The sequence below is a fragment of the Pseudoalteromonas sp. APAL1 genome, assembly GCF_021532475.1.
GTDB classification, from domain to species: Bacteria; Pseudomonadota; Gammaproteobacteria; order Enterobacterales; family Alteromonadaceae; genus Pseudoalteromonas; species Pseudoalteromonas lipolytica_C.
On record NZ_JAKGAW010000023.1, the window covers coordinates 23,868 to 50,425 of the forward strand.

Sequence of the window (26,558 nt, forward strand, 5' to 3'; positions counted from 1 at the left end):
TTTATTTTTCAACGTGTTGTATTATAGGTTTTAAATGTCTAGATTTAAATTTTCACCATTATTATTAAGCCCATTGGTTCTTATTGGGCTTGTTTATAGTCATCTTTCACATGCCATCGACAGCGAACAGGTAAACTGGCCTGATGTAAACACTAAACTCAAACAAGACCCTGCTGTTGAGAAGCAAATTGATGAGCTCATTGAAGGAATGACAATTGAGCAAAAAGTAGCACAAATGGTTCAACCTGAAATAGGCTATTTAAGTGTCGAACAGATGCGCAAGTATGGCTTTGGATCTTACTTAAATGGAGGTAACACCGCGCCTTATGGTAATAAACGTGCCTCGATGAAACAGTGGCTTCAATATGCCGATGAGATGTATCAGGCATCAGTAGATGCATCGATAGATGGAAGCGCAATTCCGACGGTTTGGGGCACAGATGCAATGCATGGGCATAGCAATGTTTATGGAGCTACGTTATTTCCACATAACATAGGTTTAGGTGCAACTAGAGATAAAGAGCTAATTAAACGCATCGGTCAAGCGACAGCAAAAGAAGTTGCTGCAACCGGAATAGAATGGAGTTTTGCGCCTACTGTCGCAGTGGTCAGAGACGATCGGTGGGGCAGAACATATGAGAGTTATTCTGAGAACCCTGATTTAGTTAAAGATTACGCAGGCGAAATGGTTGTAGGTATTCAGGGAAGCATCAACAATGATTTCTTAACAGGAACAAATCGTATTGCAACAGCAAAGCACTTTGTTGGTGATGGTGGAACTGAGCGTGGTATAGACCGTGGCAACACTATTATTGATGAAAAAGGTTTGAGAGATATTCATAGTCCTGGCTATTTTTCAGCAATAAATGAAGGTGTTCAGTCTGTTATGGCATCTTTTAATAGCTGGAACGGTCAACGTGTGCACGGTGATAAATACTTGCTAACAGAAGTACTTAAAAAGCAAATGGGCTTTGATGGCTTTGTTGTCAGTGACTGGAATGCTCACAAATTTGTTGAGGGTTGTGATTTAGAGCAATGTGCTGCAGCTATCAATGCAGGTGTTGATGTTATTATGGTTCCAGAGCACTTTGAAGCCTTTTATCACAACACGGTTGCGCAAGTGAAAGAGGGTACTATTTCTGAAGAAAGAATTAATGATGCTGTTCGACGTTTTTTAAGAGCAAAGATCAGATGGGGCTTATTCTCAAGAGGTAAACCATCAAGCCGATCTGAATCTCAGCATCCTGAATGGTTAGGTGCTGCCGAGCACCGTGAGCTTGCTAGAGAAGCTGTTCGTAAGTCATTAGTACTATTGAAAAATAATGACCAAATACTGCCAATTAAAGCAACAAGCAAGATACTGGTTGCTGGTGATGGTGCCGATAGTATTGCAAAGCAAGCAGGTGGATGGAGTGTTTCGTGGCAAGGCACAGACAACACCAATGACGACTTTCCAAATGCGACGTCAATTTTTGCTGGTTTAAAGAAGCAAGTTGAAAATGCCGGTGGGCAAATTGAACTAAACGAAGCCGGAAACTACTCGGTCAAACCTGATGTAGCAATTGTTGTTATTGGCGAAGAACCTTATGCAGAGTGGTTTGGTGATATCGAATATCTTGAATATCAGCATAAAACAAAAGCAGATCTAGCATTATTGAAAAAGTTAAAAGCAGACGGCATTGCGGTTGTTACTGTATTTTTGAGCGGTAGACCACTTTGGATAAATAAAGAACTCAATGCATCTGATGCATTTGTTGCTGCATGGTTACCTGGCTCAGAAGGCGAGGGCATAGCAGATGTTTTATTGACCGATAAGAAAGGCAACATTCAACATGATTTTTCAGGTAAGTTGAGCTTTTCATGGCCAAAGTATGACACGCAATACACATTAAACTTAGGTGATGAAAACTATGATCCATTGTTTGCTTACGACTACGGATTAACCTACCAAGACACGGTTAATGTGCCTTTACTGAGTGAAAAAACATCACCTAAAAAGCAAGCTAATGAAGACGCAAAGCCACTGTTTGTTAGAGGCTTAGCAGAGAACTTAGTTTGGCGCTTAAAAGACGCAAATACCGCTGCCATCGAAACAACAGGTTCATCTGCAACTAGTGGTGATGGTGCTAGTTTGTTAATGCAATCAGTTAACTTGTCTTATCAGGAAGATGCAAGACAATTCATTTGGCGAGCAGGCGCAAAGAAAGCTACTTTGAGCTTAAGCTATCAGCAGCCTGAAGTGCTCAGTGATGCAAGTAAGTCAGCTATTCTTGAACTTAAAATGAGAGTTAACACAGCGCCAAGTAAAGCGACTCAAATACAATTAATGTGTAACAATAACCATTGCATGCGTAACATTAAGTTTGAATCAATAGAAGCCTTGATGAATGATAAGAAATGGCATACGTTAGCGATACCGTTAAATTGTCCATCTGCGTTAAATACTATGACCAAGGTGACAGAGGTGCTAAACGTTTCAGCAAATGCTGCCAGCTTAGCTGTTGCGGATATAGCACTGACTAGTAAACCAAATGCAGATGCTTATTTACTCTCATGCTCTGACTAAATCTTAGTAAAGCTGATGAGCAAGTAATGCCCATCAGCTTTACCTTATGGATTGAATAATTTGAATACTAGTAACCCCCGCAGCCACTTATTTTGGCTGTTTCAGATATGTGGTTGGGTTGTTTACGCAATGCTAACCGAATTAATGATTAAAGTACCAAGTGATGAGCCTTGGACTATCCATATCCCGCATCTGATTATTGATACAATCTGCGGCTTTTTAATTACCCTGTTCCTGCGAAAAGTATTCTCCTATATCAATTTTATTGAGCTAAAACTGAAGATTGCGCTTCATGTTGTCGTTGTTATAACTGCGACGTTAATTTGGACACAAATAAAGTGGATTACGCTGCAGTGGTTTTATGGAAACTTTTGGCAACCAATGACGTGGTTTGACTTTGGTACATGGACGTCGGCGTCATTAACAGTGCTTTCAACATGGGCCGCGTTTTATTATGGGATCAAGATTTATTTAGATAACTTAGAGCAAACGCAAAAAGCAGCTGAAGCCACACACCTAGCAAAAGAGTCACAATTAAAAATGCTGCGTTATCAGCTTAATCCCCACTTTATGTTCAATAGTATAAATGCGATTTGTACATTGATTTTGAAGAAAGAAAGTTTAGAAGCTGTCAAAATGCTCGAAAAACTGTGTGATCTATTGCGCCACAGTTTATATACAGATCCACTTGAGAAGGTAACAATTAAGGAAGAAATTGGCATTCTTAGCAATTATTTGGATATAGAAAAGTGTCGATTTACTGATAAGCTTGTTGTTGATATTTCTGTTGCCGATGGTTGCAACGAGTTGTTGATCCCCTCTATGTTGATTCAACCCCTTGTCGAAAATGCTTTAAAGCATGGCATGTGTTCAAACCAGAAAATGTGTATCACCATTGCAATAGAAAAAACGAAGAGTTATTTAAATATAAAAGTGTCTGATACTGGCAAGGGATTTGGTGAGGAAAGTACCAACAAAAGAGGTATCGGATTAGCCAATTGTGAGCAGCGTTTAAAGCTAATGTACGGAAAGTCACACCGTATAGAAAAGGGTAACTTAAGCGAAGGTGGCGCTTGGGTATGTATAACATTACCTATGAGTGGTCATAATAAATGATAAAACTAAACACGATACTGGTTGATGATGAATACAGCGCCGTCGAAGGTTTACGTATTCGACTCGAACATTTTCCTGAAATTAATATTGTTGGTAGTGCATGCAGTGTTGACGATGCAATTGAGCTGATAAATAACAAAGAAATAGATTTAATTTTCTTAGACATCGAAATGCCCTCTAAATCAGGTTTTGAATTGATAAAGCATTTTCAACCAGAAGCATGTCCTGCGGTCATCTTTGTCACAGCATTTCATCAACATGCGGTCCAAGCTTTTGAAGTTAGAGCCATCGATTATTTATTAAAACCGGTAAAACTAGATAGACTTGCTGAAGCTATTGAAAGAGTTATAAGTAAAGTAAAGCTATTTCAAAAAAGTGAGTTGATAGCGCTACAACAAGAAGTGAGTAGCAAGTCAGAGCAAAACAAACACTCTGCTAATCAGTCAGACTATAATTTTGACAGTGATCACTTGGTTATCCGGGATGCTAAAAACCCGATTCAAATAATTTCATTCACCGATATTCTTTGGATTGATGCGGCTGGCGATTATATGTGTGTGCACACCGCGACCGATACCCATGTTATGCGAGCAAGATTAAAGGAACTCGAAAGTAATATGCTGCCAGAGGCATTCTTGCGGATCCATAAGTCGACAATTGTTAACTTAGCCTATGTAAGACAGCTTGAGCCATTGCGCAACTCAGAGTACATGGCAACCTTAACTACAGGTAAAACCTTAAAAGTAAGTCGAACCTACAGTAAGCAATTAAAAAAGCTGATTTAAATAAATCGGTGCTGTTTTACAACACCGCGTTATAAACAGCACCTTACTATGCAGTAGTATTTATGGCTGTTTTGACCAAACTGATTTTAGAATGTTAAACCCTATCGCACCGAGAACGACACCTGTTACTTTATCAATATAAAATGCGGCTCTAATGAATTTTTGTCTGATAGTCGTTTTTGACAACATATAAATAATTGCCACATCCCAAAAAAAGACGACTAATGTCATCCATACTCCTAAAAGCACTTTAAAGCTAATGCTGACCTCAGGGGTTAGTGCAACAGTAAACAAGCTTAAATAAAATAATAAGTTTTTAGGGTTTAAAATACCTGAGAGAAACCCAGTTACAAACTCTTTGCAAAAGCATGATAATGAAAATTCAGTGGATGCCTTGGTATTTGTGGAGAAATTAGCATAGGCATTTTTAGGGGCTTTTAAGGCGTGATAGGCTATATACATCAAAAATAAGCCACCAATAACTTTGAGCGTTACCATCAAACCAATTGAGGTGGATAATATGGCGCCAACTCCAATTAAGCATAAGGTAATATACACTGCATTAGCTGTTGCAATCCCAAGTGCTACACCAATCGCATTCTTTTGATTGCCTTTTAATGCACTTTTAACAACCAAAACAAAATCGGGCCCAGGACTTAGCAATGCAAGAAAGTGTGCAGCTGCAACCGAAACAAATATACTGATTAAATTAATATCCATAAATTCCTCAAAAAATAATAATACCAATCTGCAATTCTTAATTATTTTAAGGGATAAAACGTGTCGCTAGCTGCGTTAAAGTTTCTTATTTAGAACCACTAAATAACGAAATTATTGCCGTGTTATTAGCGAGGTTTTATTGCCTCAGAGTAGTTTGCTTAATTAAGTGAATTGCCATATTCAAAAATTAAATGGGTCAAATTAACATCCTTTTCTTGCTTTAATCGAAAACACTAAAGGAACTTGATGTCCTTTGTGAAGTAATTGGTAGCCTTTATCATGAACATACTCTAAGCCTTCAAAGCAGTCATAAGGGCTATATGGGTATTCGTCGAATGACTCAATCGTCAAACCAGCCTGAATGAGTGAGTTTATAATGTCACTAATTGAGTGACTCCAGGTTACTGTTTTTGACTTTGTACCATCACAATTTTCGGTGTATGTTCCTTCTTCTTCAATGGTAGGTTCAGAGTCATGAAAATAAGAGTAGCCATTTAATAACTCATTAAAAGAGTGAAATTCAACCAGACATAAAGTGCCGCCAGCTTGTAAAGAGTTAGCAATTACTTTAGCCCATCGATTTAAATCTGGTAACCAATTTAGAACACCATAAGAAGTGTAAACAATATCAAAAAGTTGCTGGTTGATAGCGTCAAAATCGTAAACATTACTTTCGATAAAAGTGGCTTCTAAATTTAAGTTTTGTTTGAGCTCATTGGCATACTCAATTGCAGTAGGCGACAAATCAACACCTGTTACACACGCGCCAAGCCTTGCCCAAGAGAGCGTGTCTTGACCAAAATGACACTGTAAGTGCAATAGCGATTTATCTTTCACATCTGGGAGTAGGGCGAGCTCGATGGGATTGAGTGAGTTTCTCCCATTTTTAAACATTGGTATATTGTAAAAACTAGACTGGGTATGAAGATCAGTTCTTTTATTCCATGTATCTCTATTTACTTTAATATAATCCATATGCGTCCTATCCAGCTAACTTCTAATTAGGCACTGCTCAATCATTGCAGCAATGCCTAATAGAAATAATAATATATTATATTTTACACAACAAACATAAGCCTTTAGTCACATTGAGAACCCAGTTCTCTCACAGTAGTCTGCCAGTCCGATCTTTGCCTGTCGCTTGATAAGATAACTGAGCCAAATAAGTTAACTTTTGGCGGTGCAAAACCGCAAAACTCAAGCGTGTGTCGACCCAACTGCTCTAAAATAGGCTGTGCTAATTGATCTATTAGCTCCTTTGGGGTGTCCATGGTTAGGATAAGTCTTGCTGTTTTGCCGGTTAAAAGTGGTGTTGGAAGTAAACTATTTTGTTCAAACGTAAAGGTAACCCCAGGCAAAAAAACGCGATCAAACAGCCCTTTTAATTTAGCGGGTAGGCTACCCCACCAAACTGGCGAAATAAGCACGAGATGATCGGCCCAAAGGAGTGCATTTGTAAATGCTTCTAAGCATGACTCTAACGGCTGTACCTGATCATAACCAAAGCTGAGATCTGGGTTAAAGTCCATTTCAGACAGTCTAAAAGTACGTATATTTGCCGTTTCTTTAGCAGTGCATTCATATGCATCCACTAAAGAGTCAGCAAAGCTATTGGGTTTTGGGTTTCCGTTTAAAATGAGTATGTTTTTCACAATCAAGACCTTTGTGTTAGGAAATAATTGCTACTCTAAAGCCTCCCCTTAACGGTAGAGTCAATCACTATCTGAAAAAACTTTGAAATTTTGTTCAGTCAACGTTCCGACGAAATTTCCGTAAGTGCAGTTACTAAACTGATATAAACGCTTTTATAAAGTGGTCAACAGGTGCAATATAGTTAGATTTTATTAAGCCAACTAAACGACTCACGTAAAAACCCCATGGCGTGGTGTTTTATTAATTCTCCATGAGCCATAATGATAACTTCCGGCTCCCAAGCCAATATTTTTTCAAAATGCTGTCTAGCTTGAGGCTTTTTAAACATAAAGCTGAGGCGCCAATCTATCGGTGTTTTTCCGTTAGGAGCTAAGATCCCCGCACCTTTTGCGAGCCATTTTTGCCAAGCCTTAAAGTTGTCACCAGAAAAGTTCTCAATCAGATCAGTCACAATCAATGTTTTTGAGTTGTTATGGAAAAACACACACTCTTCCATAAAGGGTGAGCCTGTAAATAACTCTTGGGAAATATCTGCCTGCCACTGCCAGTCCAAGTCGTCATTAAGGGATGCATCAAAAGAGATATCATTGCGCTTTTTGATGACCTCACTAGTGCCATAAGTTTTAGCATCGGGATACGCTGCAATCCATTGTGGTAAAAACAAGTGATGTAAGTGATTAGGAGCTATAAGGTATTTAACCGGGCCTAACTGGTCTATTTGGCTCTTTAAGGCATCACTTAGGTGGATAGGACTGTGCACCCATAGATCGCCATTCGCGAGTTTAATAACAGTCATGCGGGTTGTAAAAGGTAAAAAAAGAACGTTACTGCTTCACCATCAAAAATCCAAATGTCGGTTGCTAACTTTTCCATGATCTTCCTTAATTAATTCGTAAGAACGCTTAATTATTTTCAGGGATTAAGCCTGTCGCTACCTGCATTAATGATTTCTTATTTAGAACAACTAAATCAGTAATCTTTGCCCCGTTATCAACGAGATTTAATTTGTCTAAATTGCTACCTAATAGAGCGAATTGGTATGAAATCGAAGTTATTAAAGGCCCAATTTTTGAAAATATAAAAACGACTTTATTGAAAGCACACTGTGTATGCTATCTAGCTTGATTAAATCAATAACCTACAGCGATTATAAACTCTCCACTTAAGGGGAGAGTCAACTAACTATTTGATGTTAATAAGGCCAACACATGAATCAATATGGGCGATTTTTTGTTTTGTCTGCTCAATTTGTGTTTGCAAACGACTCTTAAGATGCAACAAAAATTCTCTAATCTCGGCCCAGTTTGCTTGCCCGTTTTCATACTTTATAAAACCCTTCAACTCAGCGAGTGTAACCCCCAGTAATTTTGCTTCTGAGATTAGCTTTAATACCTCTATGTGTTCATTTGTATAAACACGGTACTTTCCTTGACGTTGAGGGGTTGTTATGAGGCCTTTTTCTTCGTAAAAGCGAATTGTTTTAACGGATAAATTGGTTTTTTTGGCTACTTCACCGATAAACACCTGCTTCTCCATTTCTATAGCAATTTTGTTCGTTACTTTTTAACAAGCGATATCGTATTCGCTATCAGGTTAAACGTGTTGTTGAATCGCGGATCAACAAGTTTGGCGTAAATATATGCTCTATATTAGCGCGATTTTGTTTATACACCTGTTTTAACACTAAGTTCGCGGCCATAATACCCATTTTTTCGACAGGGTTGTCAACGGTCGTCAAAGTTGGATATAAATAATTTGTGAAATGAACATTATCAAAGCCAATGATTGCCAGATCTTTGGGAAGATCAAGCTTGTGCTCTCTTGCACATTTCATTACGCCCGAGGCCATTTCATCATTTGCACATACAACAGCTGTAAATTCTTTATTGATGTTGAAGAAATGCTGTAAGCCTTTGTATCCGCCAGTTTCTTTAAAGTCACCCACGAAAAGAGACTGCTCGTCAAATGCAATACCATATTCTTTTAGCGCTTTTTTGTGGCCTTCAAGTCGGTTATAAGCATCTGGCTTGAATAAAGGGCCTGCTATGTAATTAATCTGTTTATGGCCTTGCTCAAGTAAGTGCTTAGTCGCTAAATAGCCACCCATTACGTTATCAAGGCTAATGCAGTTTTCTTTCATTTGGTCTACATAGCGACTGATTAGATAGATTGGGGTTTTACCTTTATTTAATTTTACTAAATATTCATCACTTACGGCTTCAACGTGGGCGATGATCGCATCACAGTTACGAGAAATTAAAAATTCTAAGCCACTTTTTTCTTTGTCTTCTTCACTGTGTCCTGGCGTAATAATGACATGTTTACCAGCTGCCCTTAATTGGGCTTCAATAGCAGACATCATTTCACCAAAAAATGCACCGTCTAGCTCAGAGACTAAAATCCCCACACTATTGGTGCAATTTGAAGCAAGAGAGCGCGCTATCGAATTTGGTTTGTAACCTAGCTGCTCCATCGCATCGAGGACTTTTTGTTTGGTTTTTTTGCTGACGTAATCATTTTCATTTAACACCCGAGATACGGTTGATAAAGAAACGCCAGCGAGCTCTGATACCTGATAAATAGTTGCCATAATTACTGTTTGATATAAACCTTAACTGTTTAATTTACAGACTTGCACGCCTAATTGCCAAGTCTTCTGTTATTTTTTCTGTCATTTCAGATGTTAATGGATAAAAGGCCATCAGTGCTGCGGCTATTAGAGCAAACGCTGCTGGTAGCCAACTCATTAGTAGTATCATGCCATCGAGTGAGTGTGCAATGGTGGTTTCGTCCATTCCGTCATAGCCATAACTTGCAAGTACAACAAGCACTAAGGCTCCGGCAAATCCACCCCCCGTTTTTTGCACGAAAGTTCCTGCTGAGTATATGAGGCCAGTGGCGCGGCGTTTATTTTTCCACTCAGAATAGTCAGCACTATCCCCAAGCATCGTAAAAAACAGGGTAGGCATCATGGCTGCGAAGAATTCAGACAGACAACCCATAACAAAGATCAGGCTGAGGTTATCATTTGGCAGCCAAAAGAAACAAATGGTAAAGAAGGCACTTAGTAATAATGAAGCGATAAACAAAGTACGTTTACCCAGAATCTCAGCTAATTTTCCTGTACTTAACGCGCCGAAAATTGAGACGATTAATAAAGCAATAAAATATTGGCCAGTTAAAAGCTCATTACCTACGTAATATTTAAAATAATAAGCAATGACACCATATTTAATGCCATTAAACATCATTGTTAAAAAGCCCATACCTAATAAGATTAGCCATGGTTTATTTGTAAGTAAATCAACCATATCTCGTTGAGTGCCACTAAGCTTAGTATGATCGCTTGCAAGTAAGCGACGAATTACGACAGTCATAAAAATCATTGTTGCCGCAAAAAACAAACCGGAGTAGAGCTCGCGATAATAGAAAAATAATGTGATCGCCAATAAAGGAAGAATGATAAAAGGTAAGCTTTTACTTAAATCAGTTAGCTCAGTTTTTAGTGAAACTTGCGTTTTTGTTGCAGGTTGAACGCGCTCCTTTGTACTTACAAACGTGATTAACATGAGTACAGTGAGTAAGGCCGCAAATACATACATAGTGTATTGGTAACCTTGTGCGCTATTTCCTTGTCCAAAGTATGCAACTAAATCAGGTAAAAAGCCCATAACTAATAAGCCACCTGCAAATGCTCCGGCAAAGCGAAAGCCAGACAGTTTAGTTCGCTCTAGGTCATCACCAGTCATAACCCCCATTAAAGCAGAGTAGGGTACGTTACTTACCGTATAAGCTAGAGTGAGCCCTATATAAGTGAAATAAGCATAAAATAGCTTAGCTGCTGGGCTTATGTCAGGTGTTGTGAAGCACAACACCATAAACAAGGCGAGAAAAGGAGTTGACCACAATATCCAAGGACGAAATTTACCGAAACGTGTTTGCGTTCTATCTGCAATCATCCCCATTATTATATCTGTCACGCCATCTGATAAGCGCACAACTAAAAAAAGTAACGCAGCAGCGGCGGCAGAAATACCAAATGTGTCTGTATAAAAAACGGCTAAATAGGCCAAGGCACCACGCCAAACTAAATTAGCGCCGGCATCGCCCATCGCGTAGCCTATTTTTTCGTAGATAGGAAGAGTGTGTTTTATCATTATTGTTGTCTTATTATCGGCGCGTGATTAACTGACTATATGCTTTACCGCTTAGCTTTACTGTTCGTACTTGTGTATCGTAATCAACATGAACAATTCCGAAGCGTTTTGAATAACCTTCTGCCCACTCGAAATTATCCATTAAGCTCCATGCAAAGTAGCCAGCCATGTTTACGCCTTGTAATATTGCGTCATTCACAGCATTTAGGTGTGCATTATAATAGTCAACACGGTCTTGATCGTTTACCTCTCCATCTACCATTTTGTCAGCCATCGCAGCGCCATTTTCAGTGATATAGATTGGCGGTAACTCATATTTTTCATGTAAAGAGACTAATAACTCAGTCAATGCTGGTGGATATATCTCCCAGCCGATATCTGTCATTGGCGCTTGATGAGGCAGTTCATGATAATAATCAGTGTCACTTGCTTCATAACGTAATCGGGTATAAAAGTTAACGCCCAAGAAGTCTAATGGTTGGCAAATAATCTCCATATCGCCAGCTAGAATGTCAGGTCTATGAGCGGCTGGCAACTGTTCGATAATGTCAGGGTAAGCTCCTTGCATTACAGGTTTCATATACCATTGGTTTATGTAGTCATCAGCAAAAGCTGTTGCAGCTAAATCGGCTTCGCTAGACGATACAGGATAACAAGGAGTAAAGTTAAGTACGATACCGTTAAGTGACTCTGGGCTATTTTTATTTAGTACTTTCATAGCTAAGCCATGTGCAAGCAGCAAGTGGTGGGCAGCTTTACGTCCAAATTCTCGGCCTTTGATCCCTGGCGCATGAACACCAATTTCATAGCCTAAATAAGAGCTGCAGAAAGGTTCATTCAAGGTCGCGTATGAATAGACTTTTCCTGATAAGGCCTGACTAACTAGGTCTACATAATGCGCAAATTCATAAGCAGTTTCGCGATTTAACCAGCCGCCTTTATCCTCTAAATGCTGTGGTAAATCCCAGTGGTATAAAGTGACGAATGCTTTAATATTTCGACGCATTAACTCGTCTAAAATATTAATGTAAAAGTTAATACCTTCTTGATTTAAAGTGCCATCTAATTTTATGACTCTTGGCCATGAAATAGAAAGACGGTAAGCATCTACACCCAAAGAGTCGATTAGTTCAATATCATCTTTCCATTTTTTAACATGCTCGCAAGCGAAATTACCATTTGAGTTATCAGCGATTTTTCCTGGAGTCGCGCAAAAGGTGTCCCAAATACATGGAAGGCGCTTATCGGCAGCTCCCTCTATTTGAAACGAAGCTGTCGCAACGCCATAGATAAAGTCTTTGCTAAGCATTGTTGAGTTTTTTGGTAACGTGAGCTGAGTCATGAAATGAAACCTTTGGTAAACAAGAGCAAGTAAATCTTGCGGCTAAATTTAAAATTTTATGGTAGCGCTTCCATAAAATTGCCGTAATAACCCATAGGGAGTTTGGTGTTTTGTGGTAGCGCTTCCATATTTAGGTTAGAGGCTAATCTGCAAACGGTCAACCGTTTATTTTATTTAGCCCGAAATATACAGTGAAAATCTGCTTTATCTTTTAATAATTAATAGGTTAATGGTTTGTTGGTTTTATAACTTTAGCGCTAATTTAAGAGCTAATAACGACGTAACTAAGCTAGGTGCTGTATTATGTTGCTAGCTTTAACTTTTTACAGCCAGCACGCTCAGCTCTTCAATTGTTAGGAAAGTTTAACGCTTATAAGTATCGTCAAAAGAGACATCATTTAGCTTGCAATTAAGGTAAAGCCGACATTTTTGATGCGGCTTTACAGTTTGTTTAATTATAAATATTTTGGCAATAGTAATGCTTTTTTTAGACTTAAGTATCAACAGGGCAGTATTGTTCAATAAACGCTCTATGTGTCGGTAATTGTTGTAAGCGTTGCGCTATTTGCTGTTTGATCCCCTGCATAAATCGGCTTAACTCTTGATCATTCATCAAAGAAGCTACGTGATGGTATTGCTCTGGCATTATGCCTTGCCCAAGCATGACTTGCACCCAAGAGTCGACGCGGAAAATATCACCATCATCTAAGAAAACTCGTCCAGTCTCTTTAAACAATGCGACTTTATGGGCAAGTGACTTAGGTATTTCCATTGTTTTACAATGCTGCCAAAATTCACTGTCATCCCTATCGGTGACTTTGTAATGCAAAACAATAAAGTCACGAATACTTTCAAGCTCTGACTGTAATTGTTTATTGTATTCATCAATAGCGTGCTGGGTTATGCCTGTAAAAGGAAATAATCGCATAAAGCGAATAATCCCAGTCATGATGAGGTGGATACTGGTTGATTCAAGAGGCTCTAAAAAACCACTGGCAAGGCCCAGCGCTAAACAGTTTTTGTTCCAACCCTTGCGTCTTCGGCCTGTTTTAAATTTGATAATTTTTGGTTCGGTGAGAGTTTCACTGCTTAGATTATTTAATAATAACTGAGTTGCATCATGGTCTGATAAATAACGGCTACAATAGACTAAGCCATTGCCAACTCTATTTTGTAAAGGAATTTGCCATTGCCAACCTGATTGATGAGCAATGGAACGCGTGTAAGGAGCGATTTCGGGTGTCCCTTTCGTTTGAACTGCTACTGCTCTATCGCAAGGTAATAGATGTGACCAGTCTTCATAACCAGTATGTAAGGCTTGCTCTATCAGTAAACCTTTAAAACCAGTGCAATCAATAAAGAAGTCACCCGTTATCTCTGTGCCGTCATCGAGCAATAAACTCTTTATAAAGCCATTATCAGCATGTTTATTTACTCGTTCAATTTTGCCCTCAAAGCGTTTTACACCTAGATTTTCTGCGAACTCTCGTAAGAATGCCGCATAACGGCTAGCATCCATATGAAATGCATAATTAATTGGGTTATGAGGGCTAATACCAAATTTCCCCTGTTTAGCTGCTTGTAATTCATAGCAGTAATCTCCAAAGTCGTCTTTATTCCCCATTTTTTTTGCATGTAACCAAAAATGATGAAACTCGCCAGCCCAACATTCTTTACCTGTCATACCAAATGAGTGAATATAGTCACTTTGTGGCTTGTGCCAGTTCTCGAAGCTGATCCCCAATTTAAAGGTTGCTTGGGTAGCTTTCATAAAAAGTTTTTCATCAATACCTAGTAATTTATGAAAGGTACGAATAGGTGGAATGGTTGCTTCGCCAACACCTACGGTGCCAATGTCGTCCGATTCAACTAAGCTGACTTTAATATCTTTATTTAGTAATTTGGCTAACGCAGCTGCGGTCATCCAACCGGCAGTTCCGCCGCCAGCTATGATCACCTGTTTAATTGATTGTTGTCTCATGTTGCCACCTTACTCCCTTGTAATTGTTCTAATAACAGTCGATTAGTGGGTAATTTTTGTAAGTATTGTGCAATCTTGTTGCGGTTGAGTTGGTATAGTTGTTCTGCTTTGTGGCACTTTTGGCCATCAAGTTTTGTGGTTAGACTGGTTTCAAACCCCATACCGTACAGCACATATTGATAACTTGCAGAAGAAAAGATTTCTTCATTTTCGAACAAATCAAATCGGCTGGGTGCTTGATACTGCCACAGTGTTAACAAGTTCTGTAATTCAAGTGGGATACTATTAGGGTTGCGGTTAGCATGCCAATAACCATTATCATCACGATTACTCAATACATAATGAACTTTTAGGAAGTTAATGACTTGCTCCCAGCGGTATTTAAAACGTTTATTAAACCGGGTACTCAATAACTGCATGTGATCTTGGTCTACAGGCATTTGCTCACTTAGCATACTGATACTAAGTTCAACCATGGCTAACGCAGATGCCTCTAATGGTTCTATAAACCCTTGTGACATGCCAATCGCGACACAGTTTTTATGCCAAAATATTTCTCTGTAACCCGGGGTAAAACGAAGTGTTCGTGTTTCAATCGTGTTTGCTTGTTGAGTGCCTATCGTTTGTGCCGCGTAACTTTTTAGTGTTTCTATTGCGCTTGCTTCGTCACAATATTTATCGCTAAATGTATAGCCAATTCCGCGTCTGGTTGGTAAACCTATATCCCAAATCCAACCTGCGGATTGTGCAGTTGATAATGTCGCAGAGGCAATATTTTGAGATTGGCTTTCGTATGGTATTTGGGCTGCTACAGCTATGTTATTAAATAGAATGTGGCTTTGATCTAAAAACGGGATTTGATAATGCTTGGCGATTAATAGCCCTTGACTACCTGAACAGTCAATAAATAAGTCACCTGTTATCGCTCCATTATGCTGTGTGCTGACACTTTTAATGTAGTCTTGCTCATCGTTATTTGCACAAATCACATTATCAACAATATGCTTTACGTTAAGCGTACTTACACAATGCTGTGTTAAAAAGCGTGCAAATTTATGAGCGTCTAAATGATAGCCGTAATTTGTAACACCAGCATACTGTGGTGTATTAATCTGTTTTGGCGCTAGTGCTGCTTGGCAAATAAAGCTTTGCATATTCATAGCATCAGCAAATTTTTGCTGAGAAAATAATTGCTTCCAAGCAGCATGAACATCATATTCATAGTAGCCTTCAGGAATCATAAAAGGGTGATAATAGTTATCTCTTTGCTGTTCCCCTCGCCAATTGATGAACTTTGAACCTTGTTTAAAGGACGCATCACATTGATGTAAAAAGTCAGTTTCTTTGATCCCAATTCGTTGTAATGTATTTCGCATTGACGGCCATGTGCCTTCACCAACACCAGAAATACCAATATCAGTAGATTCAATGAGAGTGATAGGAAGATGTGGATGTTCTTTGGCTAGTAATCCGGCTGTAAGCCACCCCGCAGCGCCACCGCCAATGATCACAATATTATTAATTATTTTGCTCATATGCTTACTTTAAATATAAAGCCGCTTCAATAGGAGCGGCTTTTTATCAATCCACGCTAATCGTGAACTTTTAGGGATCTAAATTGACGCTATTAGCGTTAAAAATATCTAATTAAGAATAACTAAATAATAACGCCTTTCTATCCCCAAGAGCCCACATATTAAGTAAATTGCTATTAGACCGTATGCTCTTGCTTCAGCAATAGCTTAGAAGTTATAACGTACACCTAAATTGTAGCGAGCACCATTTTTGTCTAAATTCCATAACTGCGCTTTGTATCGTCCATGTTGGCGGTTGTCTTGCTCTGTAATGTTAATTCCCTCTAAAAAGAAAGAGAGTTTCTCACTATAGTTATAAGCTACATTAAAATCGACCTGGTAATACTCTTCAGTAAATGCAGGTTCATTTACATAGCGAGCTGCATTGTTTAAGAATTTATCACGCCAGTTATAGGCTATACGAGCTTGAAACTTATCATTTTCGTACATTGCAATTAAGTTAGCTGTGTCACTTAGACCTACTAATGCAAACTGCGTTGTCGTAGGATCTGCTGCGACATTAAAGTCAACATCGCCATTTACAATCGTGTAGTTTGCTTGAATACCAAAGCCCGAATCACCAAAGAAATGTTGGATAGCAAATTCATATCCGTCAATTTTTGCGTCTTTATTGTTAGTAGGAACTTGAGCTGTAAATTCCATTAGTGGATCATCGCTGTTAGGCAAGATATCGTAGGCTGCTTCAAATTCTTCATAAGTCATTGAATCAAAAGCAACTCCATTTTCCATAGCCGCAACCATTTGGAATAGGTTTGAGTCAGTAACGGCAAGACCTCTAGCCTCTAGTTCAGCTTTTGCTGCTTGAGCGCGGGGACCTGCTGAAACATCTCGTAAGTCATAGTAATTTTGAGTCATTGGTGTTAAACCAATAAAATTATCAACTTTTTTATTGTAATAACCGACAGAAACATAACTAACATCGCTGTAGTACCACTCAGCTGAAATATCGATATTATCCGATTCAAGCGGTACTAAGCCTGGGTTACCGGTTGAAGCTGGTGCATTAGTGGTACCTGGAATTAAACTTGGCCCCGTTGGTACTCCAACCGTTGCTGCAGAGCTTAAATTATCATAAGTAGGTCGTGCGATTGTGGTGCTATATGAAGCACGAATTTTTACATCATCAACCACGTTAATATCAAAATCGATACTAGGTAGAAAGTGATTATAATCAGAGCTTAGAGAGTAATCTTGTTTGTCAGTGCCATATCGCACATTAAAATCGTTATTACCTTCCCAAGCGACTGCATTTGGTAAGTCAATATTTGCTGTTGATGTGATATCTGTGGTTTCGTAACGAGCACCAACTAAGAGGTTAAATGGCATATCACCAATTTCACCTTGATGCTTATATTGTACAAATGCAGCTTGAATATCTTCTTTAATAGTACGATTTGTTGCAAATGCGCCATCTGCAGCAAAATTAAACCCGTATTGGCTTGCTGCCCAATAACCAATTTCTGACGCACTGCCAGTGAAACCTTGATCAAATGAACCTGAGGTATTGTAGCCATCTAATTCACTTAAGAAATTTGTCGGGTCAAGGTAGCCATCAGGTAACTCACCAGGGTTTTCGATACCCCAGTTACCCATCGTATTACGAGTAAGTGACTGCAATGAGTGACTTTCCATTGAGCGTGACTCAATACCAAAGTCTATTACCCCTGACTCAATTTCATATTTACCAAGTAATCGGAATTCATCAACCGTTGATTCTTGGCGTGCAAAGTTAGAATCAAGTATAGAAGTACCAACGTCATCTTGGTCTAACACTCCATTACAGTTTAAATTAGTACGACTACAATCATCAAAATCAATCACCATAGAGGGTAAATCACGACTAAAATCGACTTCTTGAGAAGCGACAATATTCGCTCCTAACCCTGCATTTACCCAGCTGCCATAAGGCGCATCGGGCTCACTCGTTGCTTTTGAACTATGCGCATCAAATACAAAACTGAGTTGGTCATTTACAAAGTAATCAAGATTAAGACCAATAGAGTCATTTTTATTAAGTTGATTGAGCTCTTGTAACGCTAAGCCTAGATCACGCGTTGATAGATCGCGGCGTTCTTCTTTATAGTAGATTGGTGTTTTAACCGCATTGTCATCAAAGATTAAGTGCGTTTTATAGTTATCCATCCAGATTGACTGCTCAGCACGTGACTCGAATAACTCTTGTTGAGAGTAGGTGTAATCAAGAGTTGCGGTAAGTGACTCTACAGGACTATATTGCAGTGTTAGCTGCGCGTTTGTTCGAGTGCGTTCACGATCGGCGATTGTGTAACGAAGATCGGAAGGCATTGAATAATATTGCCCCATTGCAGGTGCATTTTCGATGATGATGTCATCTGCAGATTGAGGAATTGTGCCGTCGTATGCAGTCGTTCTCCATTCGTTAACAAAAGCACCTGCTGCCGAACTATCACGTTTTTGAACGCTTGCAGTAAGTGATACACCAAACTTCGCTTCTTCGTCAGTCCAACTAAAGATACCTGAGATTTCTGGTGTAATATCATCGCCGACACGATTAGTTGTATCGTGCATAGCTTTTACACCAACATTGGTAATTAAACCTGGATTGTCTAGAGGGCGGGCAGTATTAATGTTTATTGTGGCCCCAATACCACCTGATGCAATATTTGCTTTTCCGGTTTTATAGACTTCAACTGACTTAACACTTTCTGATGCCAAATTAGCAAAATCATATGCACGAGAATTTGGAGAGCCACCGCCAGCAGGAAGTGAGGCTGCTGGCATAGTACGCCCATTTAAAGTCACCATATTATAGTCTGGACCAAAACCACGTACTGTTACTTTTGAGCCTTCACCATTACTACGGTCTATCGATACACCTGTAATACGTTGCAAAGATTCTGCTAGGTTAGTATCTGGGAATTTACCTATATCTTCTGATGAAATAGCATCAACAACACCTGAAGAGTAGCGCTTTAATTGGGTTGATTCTTTAATACTTCCTTTAAATCCTGTTACTTGAATGACTTCAATGTCATCGTTGTGTTCAGACTGCTCTGCATAGGCAGAAAAGCAGGTGCTAGCACCTAAAAGCAAAGATAAGCTAGAAGCTAACTTTGTTCTTTTGAAGTTATGGCTTGGCATCAGGTTTCCCTCATTTTTATCATTGTTATTCATGCAATTAGGGCATGATATTGTTGTCGAAAATAGATTATTAAATGCATCTGGAAGCGCTACCATAAAGAGGTTAAAAATCGCCCTTATGAAAGCGCTTCCAGAAAAGGGTAGTGTGATTTGCAGTTTACGTCAACAGCTATATCAATAAATTGTTAAAAAAGTTGTGTGAAAATTAAACGAGGAATGGGTCGGTTTTGACAGCTTCTATCGCAACGAAATATTTAAAAACTGTTTTTATTTCAGGAGCTTAAAAAGTGAAGTCAAGATGGTAACTATATGAAATACAGTGTTTTTAAATAACGGATAGTAAAAATGAGTTGGCTCTTTTTAGGGTTTTAAATAAGCAAACTTGCTTCTGTTAAAGTGTACTTAAGGAGTTTGCAATTGTTTATGGTTAAGTGAATTGTCGGCCAAAGTAATTACTTTTCCAGAGTGGCTTGTCGTTTGATCTAGATCAAAGAAACTTCATTCGCAGCCATCTATATTACGCGGCTGCAATTTTCGCTGCTTTTTGAATTCTAGATTAGCTTTTAAAGGCAATACTCCATCATCGTGCTTAAAGGTGTGTCATGGCATTACTCATCAATAACAAATGTATTAACTGCGACATGTGTGATCCTGAGTGCCCGAATGAGGCTATTTATATGGGGGCGAAGATATATCAAATTGACCCTAACAAATGCACTGAATGTGTTGGGCATTATGATAATCCTACCTGTGTGAGTGTGTGTCCAATTGACTGCATTAAGCCAGATCCAAATCACCGAGAGTCACTAGATGAATTAGCCGACAAGTATGTCAAATTAACTTCACAGGCTTGCTAATCCTTATCGATATAAGTGCCCAAAACTAGCATCTCATACTGAATGTTCTACAATCACATTAACAACAATATGTTAGTGATTTAATCTAGGGCGTTATATGTGGTTCAACAAAGCTTTACAAAATGAAATAGCAGCATTAAATGCTGAGCTCCATCCACTCAAGGGCCTTATTTCAGGCATTGATGAAGAAATGCTGGTATTGAAACTTCGTAAAGATCGTACGATTTCTTATATGAATCAAAACTTTTTAAATGAGTTTGGTTATCCACATGAAAAGTTAATTGATGCTCCTTTTCAAACAATTATAACCCCTCAATCACGCAATAGTTATCAGTTTTCAGACTTAAACAATGCACTTGCAAATCAACGACACTGGGTAGGGCAAATGCAGGTTGCTCGTTATGATGGGCAGGTTGAGTGGCTGTGTATTATTGTTCAACCAGTTTTAAATGAGCATGGTGAATTTAATTATTATGCTATTTATGGTTCTGTATGTACGGATGTAATTGCCACATCTCGTGAAAATAGTGATGTTATTAATGCGATAAACCGCTCAATGGCTGTTATTGAATTTGATCTTGAAGGAAATGTCATTAATGCAAACCAGCTGTTCTTAGATTCTATGGGTTATAAGAAAGAAGAGATTGTTGGCAAGCATCACCGTATTTTTTGTGAATCAGAGGTTGTGGAGTCACCTGAATATGCGCAGTTTTGGCAGCAATTAAGGCGAGGAGAATTTATTGCTGATCGTTTCAAGCGTGTTGACCGGTACGGTAATACCGTGTGGCTTGAAGCGTCATACAATCCTATTTTTAATGATTTTGGTGAGCAATATAAAGTTATGAAGTTTGCAACGGTTATTACTGAACAAGTAAACCGTGAACTGGCAACCACGCAAGCTGCAGAAATAGCTTACAGCACATCGGTTGAGACGGACAAACTGGCTCAGCAAGGAGCTGATGTTTTGCGTAACACGATGAAGGTGATGGCAGATCTTGCTCAGCAAATGGAGCAAGCTGCAGAGGAAATAACGGCGCTCGATAAGCAGTCACAGCAAATTTCAAATATCGTAGAAAGTATTAGTAGTATTGCTGAACAAACCAATTTACTAGCGCTTAATGCTGCAATTGAAGCGGCTAGAGCAGGTGACCAAGGGCGAGGATTTGCTGTGGTTGCTGATGAAGTAAGGCAGTTAGCTTCAAGAACCTCAAAAGCGACTGAAGAAATTGTTGATGTAGTACAACACAACCAGTCACTAACCAAAAACACCGTAAAAGTGATAGAAGAAGGTAAGATACAAGCTGAGCAAGGGCTCTCGTTGTCAAATGACTCGGGTAAAGTGATGGAAGATATTCAGCATGGCGCTCAACAGGTGGTTGATACAATTGGTCAGTTTGTAAACAAACTTAAATAGTCTTATATGCTTAGCCTAGTTTTACTAGGTTTTTTATTATTTCAAAAAATTAAATTATTTCTTATTTTCACCCAAGAAACTTCTTATTGTCGTAAAAGCTGAGTTTTTATTCATTCAATTCGGCTAAAATCATTAAAAGTTACAGCTCATGTAGTTCTTAGAGTACTGCTCTGTGTTGTTTTCATATGATTTTAAGGTGAGAAGAGCCATGTTTTTTACTCAGCCATTGAAGAATAGAATTGCCGATTTAGAGAATGAATTATTTAGTGTTATGCAAGTAAAAGATACTTTAGACCAGAGTATGTTTACTTTAGAGCTTGATGAAGATGGCTATATCCTCTCGGTTAATGAGCACGTATTAACTGAGCTTGGGTATTCTGAAAAACAATTGCTTGGCAAATCTTTACTTGATTTTGTCCCTGATGCTGCCCGAAAAACACCCCACTTTGAACTTTTTAAGCAAGCGCTATATGAACAAACCGTTTGGGTGGGAGCTGTACAGCTTATAAACGCAAAAAATAGCCCAGTATGGTTGCGTGTATTTTTACACCGTGTTGTTAACAAAGATAAGCAATTTCAAAAAATTACTCTGCATGCAAGCGTATTGACGCGGACCATTGAAACCTCCCGTGAAAATCAGGATTTAGTGAAGGCAATCCATCGCTCAATGGCTGTGATTGAATTTGATTTAAATGGTTATGTGCTTAAAGCAAATGAGCAATTTTTAGCGGGGGTTGGTTACACAGCACAAGAAATTATTGGTAAGCATCATAGTATGTTTTGTGAATCTGATGAAGTTGGCTCTAATCAATATGCCGACTTTTGGCAAAAGCTACAACAAGGTGAATTTATTGCTTCACGCTTTAAACGTGTCGATAAGCAAGGTGATCCTGTATGGCTTGAGGCAACTTATAATCCGATCTTTAATGAGCAAGGTGAACTTTATAAGGTTGTAAAGTTTGCCACTGTCATTACAGAACAAGTAAAGCTTGAAATGGCTATTTCTCAGGCCGCAGATATAGCCTATAGCACTTCCACAGAAACCGACAAGATTGCTCAGCAAGGTGCTGAAGTATTGCATAACATGGTGCAAGTTATGGATGCGCTAGCAAAACAAATGGAACAAGCAGCGCAAGAAATGGCTGCCCTTGATAAGCAATCGCAACAAATAGCTTCACTTGTGCAAAGCATAGGGAGTATAGCCGACCAAACCAATCTATTAGCATTAAATGCTGCAATTGAGGCTGCTCGTGCAGGCGAACAAGGCAGAGGGTTTGCTGTGGTTGCTGATGAAGTAAGACAACTTGCCCGCAGAACTTCAAGCGCAACCATTGAGATTGTAGATGTGGTGCAACAAAACCGTGTGCTTACACAAAATACAGTTGGAGTCATTCAATTAGGTAAAAGCAAGGCAGAACAAAGTTTCAGCCTTGCTACTGAGTCAGGAAAAGTGATGGCCGATATACAAAATGGCGCTCAAAAAGTTGTCGATGCTGTTGGGCAGTTTGCTGAACAACTCAAGTAGCGTTATCGATGTTTGTACTGGGTTTTACAGTAGCCGCGAGTGATATCAGGGTTTCGTAGTTTTAAGTGTTTGGTTTGCCTACCTGCTGCGCGTTTTCGCCAAAGTTTAAAGCTCGAGCTTGTTAATTGTTCACGCATTAACGCGATAACGCTTTTTTCATTTAAACCAAATTGCTGGTTTATTGCTTCAAACGGGGTTCTGTCTTCCCACGCCATCTCTATGATGCGTGATATTTCATGATCTAAGTGCTGCATTACGACTCCTTTTTGTTTGCTTATACGTACATGCAGCAGATTTGGATTATAAGATATCGTGTTGCCAGTGCTCAGCTAAAAAGTCGATGAACGCTCTGACCACATTTTGTTGGAAGTTACGCGATAAGTACACCGCCCATAAATGAGAGCCTATAGTTGTATGCTCTGGTAGCACTTTAGTAAGCTCACCTGATGCTAAATAGTTATTGGCGAGATCGCAGGGTAAATGAGCCACCCCCATTCCTTGTTTTGCTGCTTTTAAAAGCACACCCATATCATTGGCAACAATGTTGCCCTTAACAGTCACTTTTTGAGTGTTGTCGTCGCGTTGAAATTGCCAAATAGTGTGTCTGTTATGAATAAGGCAATTATGTGCAGTTAAGTCATTTGGCTCATTAATCGGTGGGCTCGCAGCTAAATAGTCGTTTGATGCACACACTGCGGTTGCGATATACATTAGCTTACGGGCAATAAGTCCTTCATCGGGCTGGTGGATATAACGCAAAGCGATATCAACGCGGTCATCAACCAGCTGCGATAAACTATCTGAGAGTAACAGTTCAAATCGCGTCTGTGGATGGCGCTTGGTGAACTGTTCAATGGCATCAAACAGTTTATGTTGGCCAAGCCCAATCGGAGAGGCAACTCGAATGGTACCCACCAATTCGTTGTTGTGGCTATGTGCTCGGCTTTGTAAGTCAGACACTTGATTGAGTATTTGCTGGCAATAGCTAAGGGCCTCTTCGCCTTGAAGAGTTAAACTGACTTTTCGTGTTGTGCGATGAAACAACCTTAAATTTAGCCACTTTTCAATATCTTGAATATGCCTAGAAACTTGTAATCTGCTTAAACCTAAGTGCTTAGCGGCCTGAGTAAAGCTGCCTGTGCGGGCAACTTCGACAAAGCTAGTAATTGAGTTGAGTTTATCCATTGGTATCTTAAAGTGAAGCAATGTGTATCTATATAGTGTATTTATCAGTAAATAGTGAACAAGTAAACTGCCATCATTGAAACAAACAACGGAGAATTCCTCATGAAATTAGCAGTTATTGGCGCAACAGGTTGGATTGGCAGCCACATTACATCAGAAGCATTAGCACGTGGTCATCAAGTAAATGCATTAGTTAGAGACGCAAGTAAAGTAACCCAAGATAACGTTACTGTAACTGAATTTGATTTAACAAAAGACGATATTGCAAGTGCTGCTGCAGGTAGTGATGTTGTTATTGCGGCAATTGGTGGTCGCGCATTAGGTAACCATGAAATTGTAGCAAACACAGCACAGCAATTGCTGAATGCATTTGCCGGTACTGGCACGCGTATTTTATGGGTGGGTGGTGCAGGTAGCTTAGAAGTTGCACCGGGTGTAACGCTTGTATCAAGCCCTGATTTTCCTGCTGAATACAAAGCAGAAGCAATCGCTCAAGGCGAAGCACTTGAAGTATTTAAAGCGTCAACAACAGATACGCCATGGACGTTTGTATCACCAGCTGCGGTTATTTATCCTGGTGAGTCAGAGCGCCCATACCGTGTTGGTGGTGATAGCTTCTTTACTGATGCCAACGGCGAAAGCAAAATATCAGTAACCGACTATGCGAAAGCAATGCTTGATGAAGCGCAGTCTGCAGCGCATTTAAATCAACGTATAAGTATCGCTTATTGATACTTTTCTCAGGCTCATAAAATGGTATTCTTATGCGATGTTTTTTAGCTGATTTTATCATGATATGAGCCTATTATTTTCTGTTGCGCTTGCAACAATTCCTGCCTTACCCGAAGCAGTTGCAAATAATGCTGTCGCTAAAGTTGTTGTAAATGAACAAGCTTATTTCCTAAGTTTTATGGGAATAGGAAAAGGGAAAGCACACCATGATATTCACAATAAAGTATGGGTACTCAAAGTTGGTGAGTCGGCATGGCGAACAGCAAAAGCGGTACCGAGTAGCCAGCCTCTTGTTGGACGTTTAGCGAGCACCGCAGTGGGTGTTGGTAAACACGCCTATATATTTGGTGGCTATACTGTAAGTGCGGATCATCAAGAAATTTCTACCCCTGATGTATATCGCTACGATGTACTTACGAATTCTTACACGCAACTCGCCAATATGCCCGTGCCTGTTGATGACAGTGTGGCGCTTTCATACCAACAACGTTACATCTATTTAGTCAGTGGTTGGCATAACGATGGTAATGTTAACTTAGTACAGGTTTATGACACCAAAACAGATACTTGGCAACAGGCTTCGCCATTTTTAGGCCAGCCAGTATTTGGCCAAGCAGCGGCAATTAGTGGCAACACAATTTTAGTGTGTGATGGTGTAAAAACGCAGGCCAATGCAGATAAACGTCGTTCTTTTGCTGCGGTTGCACAGTGTTTAAAAGGCACTATTGATGCTAATAATCCATTAAAAATAGATTGGCGTACCCTGCCACATCCAACAGGTGTTGCCCACTATCGTATGGCTGCAACCAGTTTTAATGGTGATATCTATATGTTGGGCGGTTCTGCAAACCCATATAATTACAATGGCATCGGATACAACGGGAAGCCAGCACCGGCGAGTAATCATGTTTGGCGTTTTGATGTTGATAAAAACAATTGGCAAATGATGCCAAAAGCTAAAACTGCAAGTATGGATCATCGTGGTTTATTAGAGCATCAAGGTAGTTTGTACCGTATTGGTGGTATGGACAATAATCAACAAGTGACTGCCGATGCACTTGGCTATAAGGTTGAATTATCACTATGAATACACTTTATATCACAGGTGCCGGAGTCAGTGCCGCAAGCGGTATACCGACCTTTCGTGGCGAAGATGGATTTTGGACCATAGGCAGTGAAAATTATACGCCAATGGAAATGGCAACCCGCGCCATGTACGAAAACAATCCGCGAGAATTTTTAGCTTGGTATTATCATCGTTTTGCAACGTATCGACACCATGGGCCCAATGAGGTGCATCATTGGTTGAGCGATAAAAACCTTATTACACAAAATATTGATGGCCTCGATGGCAAAGCCGGTAACACGGATTATATTGCTATTCATGGTCGTTTGGATCAAATGACACTGTTTCACCATCAAGGTGATGATGTGATGGCCTTCAATGCGCCGTGGGATAAAGTTAACGAAGACAACCTACACAACTCATTGCTTGAGGTGTTCAATATCAATAATGAAAGCCCCAAGCTCAACGAGTCGTTTAAGCCTTACGTGTTGTTATTTGATGAGTACTACACTGAACTTTATCGAATTTCTGAGGCGCAACAGCGTATGCTCGATGCCGATAAAATTGTGTTTATAGGCACCTCTTTTAGCGTCAATATTACCCAAATGGCACTCGATATAGCACGCAGCCAGGGCATACCCATTGAAGTAGTTGACCCCGAACCTACCCATGTATTTCATCCTAATGTGACATACCAAAAAATGACTGCGCTTGAATATATCCAGCAGCAGGGATAAAAATAAG

The 26,558-nt window shown here is 39.5% G+C and carries 21 protein-coding genes and 1 pseudogene; 9 read left to right on the top strand and 13 right to left on the bottom strand.

The features are described 5' to 3' along the window. The first annotated feature begins 34 nt into the window (after window positions 1-34). The 3 genes from L1264_RS12410 (at window position 35) to L1264_RS12420 (ending at window position 4,467) form a co-directional block, all read left to right on the top strand. Window positions 35-2,566, top strand: coding sequence for a glycoside hydrolase family 3 protein (locus tag L1264_RS12410; protein ID WP_199527511.1), 2,532 nt, complete (start codon window positions 35-37; stop codon window positions 2,564-2,566). A 129-nt stretch (window positions 2,567-2,695) separates the two neighbouring features. Then, complete coding sequence (locus tag L1264_RS12415) at window positions 2,696-3,682, top strand: sensor histidine kinase (RefSeq protein ID WP_135926806.1); 987 nt, start codon at window positions 2,696-2,698, stop codon at window positions 3,680-3,682. Then, a complete protein-coding gene (locus L1264_RS12420) occupies window positions 3,679-4,467 on the top strand; it encodes a LytR/AlgR family response regulator transcription factor (RefSeq protein WP_135926807.1) in 789 nt (262 codons plus the stop codon). The genes L1264_RS12415 and L1264_RS12420 overlap by 4 nt, the downstream gene beginning before the upstream one ends. 60 nt (window positions 4,468-4,527) lie before the next feature. Here the strand turns inward: L1264_RS12420 and L1264_RS12425 are convergent, their stop codons facing one another. The 11 genes and pseudogenes from L1264_RS12425 to L1264_RS12475 form a co-directional block, all read right to left on the bottom strand. Then, complete coding sequence (locus tag L1264_RS12425; RefSeq protein ID WP_135926808.1) at window positions 4,528-5,187, bottom strand: LysE family translocator; 660 nt, start codon at window positions 5,185-5,187, stop codon at window positions 4,528-4,530. Between the two features lie 201 nt (window positions 5,188-5,388). Continuing rightward, window positions 5,389-6,162, bottom strand: a complete 774-nt coding sequence (locus L1264_RS12430; RefSeq protein ID WP_063530194.1) for a class I SAM-dependent methyltransferase — start codon at window positions 6,160-6,162, stop codon at window positions 5,389-5,391. Between the two features lie 104 nt (window positions 6,163-6,266). Next, on the bottom strand, window positions 6,267-6,839 hold the full coding sequence (locus L1264_RS12435) for an NAD(P)H-dependent oxidoreductase (RefSeq protein WP_199527512.1): 573 nt from the start codon (window positions 6,837-6,839) through the stop codon (window positions 6,267-6,269). A 182-nt stretch (window positions 6,840-7,021) separates the two neighbouring features. Beyond that, window positions 7,022-7,713, bottom strand: a pseudogene (locus tag L1264_RS12440) (DUF4336 domain-containing protein). A 309-nt stretch (window positions 7,714-8,022) separates the two neighbouring features. Beyond that, window positions 8,023-8,364 (bottom strand): MerR family transcriptional regulator, encoded by a 342-nt coding sequence (locus L1264_RS12445; protein ID WP_063527686.1) that lies wholly within the window; start codon window positions 8,362-8,364, stop codon window positions 8,023-8,025. Between the two features lie 64 nt (window positions 8,365-8,428). Next, the gene (locus tag L1264_RS12450; RefSeq protein WP_063527687.1) at window positions 8,429-9,430 is read right to left on the bottom strand and encodes a LacI family DNA-binding transcriptional regulator; all 1,002 of its coding nucleotides are present in this window, start codon (window positions 9,428-9,430) and stop codon (window positions 8,429-8,431) included. A gap of 34 nt (window positions 9,431-9,464) precedes the next feature. After that, entirely contained in the window at window positions 9,465-10,997 is a 1,533-nt protein-coding gene (locus tag L1264_RS12455; protein ID WP_199527514.1) for an MFS transporter, read from the bottom strand. A 13-nt stretch (window positions 10,998-11,010) separates the two neighbouring features. Beyond that, the gene (locus L1264_RS12460; protein ID WP_063527689.1) at window positions 11,011-12,339 is read right to left on the bottom strand and encodes a GH1 family beta-glucosidase; all 1,329 of its coding nucleotides are present in this window, start codon (window positions 12,337-12,339) and stop codon (window positions 11,011-11,013) included. A 493-nt stretch (window positions 12,340-12,832) separates the two neighbouring features. Next, window positions 12,833-14,320, bottom strand: coding sequence for a tryptophan halogenase family protein (locus L1264_RS12465; RefSeq protein WP_235404052.1), 1,488 nt, complete (start codon window positions 14,318-14,320; stop codon window positions 12,833-12,835). Beyond that, window positions 14,317-15,855: a tryptophan halogenase family protein gene (locus tag L1264_RS12470; RefSeq protein WP_235404054.1), complete on the bottom strand. Its 1,539-nt coding sequence runs from the start codon at window positions 15,853-15,855 to the stop codon at window positions 14,317-14,319. Before L1264_RS12470 ends, L1264_RS12465 begins: the two co-directional genes overlap by 4 nt. 207 nt (window positions 15,856-16,062) lie before the next feature. Further along, entirely contained in the window at window positions 16,063-19,035 is a 2,973-nt protein-coding gene (locus L1264_RS12475) for a TonB-dependent receptor (RefSeq protein WP_235404056.1), read from the bottom strand. A 602-nt stretch (window positions 19,036-19,637) separates the two neighbouring features. Between L1264_RS12475 and L1264_RS12480 the strand changes: the two genes are divergently transcribed. The 3 genes from L1264_RS12480 (at window position 19,638) to L1264_RS12495 (ending at window position 22,831) form a co-directional block, all read left to right on the top strand. Beyond that, window positions 19,638-19,892 (top strand): YfhL family 4Fe-4S dicluster ferredoxin, encoded by a 255-nt coding sequence (locus L1264_RS12480; RefSeq protein WP_135926816.1) that lies wholly within the window; start codon window positions 19,638-19,640, stop codon window positions 19,890-19,892. A gap of 97 nt (window positions 19,893-19,989) precedes the next feature. Next, a complete protein-coding gene (locus L1264_RS21505) occupies window positions 19,990-21,306 on the top strand; it encodes a methyl-accepting chemotaxis protein (protein WP_328256099.1) in 1,317 nt (438 codons plus the stop codon). 208 nt (window positions 21,307-21,514) lie between these two features. Then, window positions 21,515-22,831 carry a methyl-accepting chemotaxis protein gene (locus L1264_RS12495; RefSeq protein WP_199527518.1) on the top strand — a complete coding sequence of 439 codons (1,317 nt, stop codon included), beginning with the start codon at window positions 21,515-21,517 and terminating at the stop codon, window positions 22,829-22,831. Between the two features lie 2 nt (window positions 22,832-22,833). Here the strand turns inward: L1264_RS12495 and L1264_RS12500 are convergent, their stop codons facing one another. Together L1264_RS12500 and L1264_RS12505 are read right to left on the bottom strand one after the other, a co-directional pair. Further along, window positions 22,834-23,085, bottom strand: a complete 252-nt coding sequence (locus tag L1264_RS12500) for a TIGR03643 family protein (protein ID WP_135926818.1) — start codon at window positions 23,083-23,085, stop codon at window positions 22,834-22,836. Between the two features lie 46 nt (window positions 23,086-23,131). Beyond that, window positions 23,132-24,016, bottom strand: coding sequence for a LysR family transcriptional regulator (locus L1264_RS12505; RefSeq protein ID WP_199527519.1), 885 nt, complete (start codon window positions 24,014-24,016; stop codon window positions 23,132-23,134). A gap of 102 nt (window positions 24,017-24,118) precedes the next feature. On the opposite strand from L1264_RS12505, the gene L1264_RS12510 reads away from it, so the two are divergent. The 3 genes from L1264_RS12510 to L1264_RS12520 all read left to right on the top strand — a co-directional run bounded on the left by L1264_RS12510 (window position 24,119) and on the right by L1264_RS12520 (window position 26,551). Continuing rightward, window positions 24,119-24,748 carry an NAD(P)-dependent oxidoreductase gene (locus L1264_RS12510; RefSeq protein WP_199527520.1) on the top strand — a complete coding sequence of 210 codons (630 nt, stop codon included), beginning with the start codon at window positions 24,119-24,121 and terminating at the stop codon, window positions 24,746-24,748. A 64-nt stretch (window positions 24,749-24,812) separates the two neighbouring features. Further along, complete coding sequence (locus L1264_RS12515) at window positions 24,813-25,835, top strand: Kelch repeat-containing protein (RefSeq protein WP_199527521.1); 1,023 nt, start codon at window positions 24,813-24,815, stop codon at window positions 25,833-25,835. Further along, complete coding sequence (locus L1264_RS12520) at window positions 25,832-26,551, top strand: SIR2 family NAD-dependent protein deacylase (protein WP_199527522.1); 720 nt, start codon at window positions 25,832-25,834, stop codon at window positions 26,549-26,551. The genes L1264_RS12515 and L1264_RS12520 overlap by 4 nt, the downstream gene beginning before the upstream one ends. Window positions 26,552-26,558 lie beyond the last annotated feature (7 nt).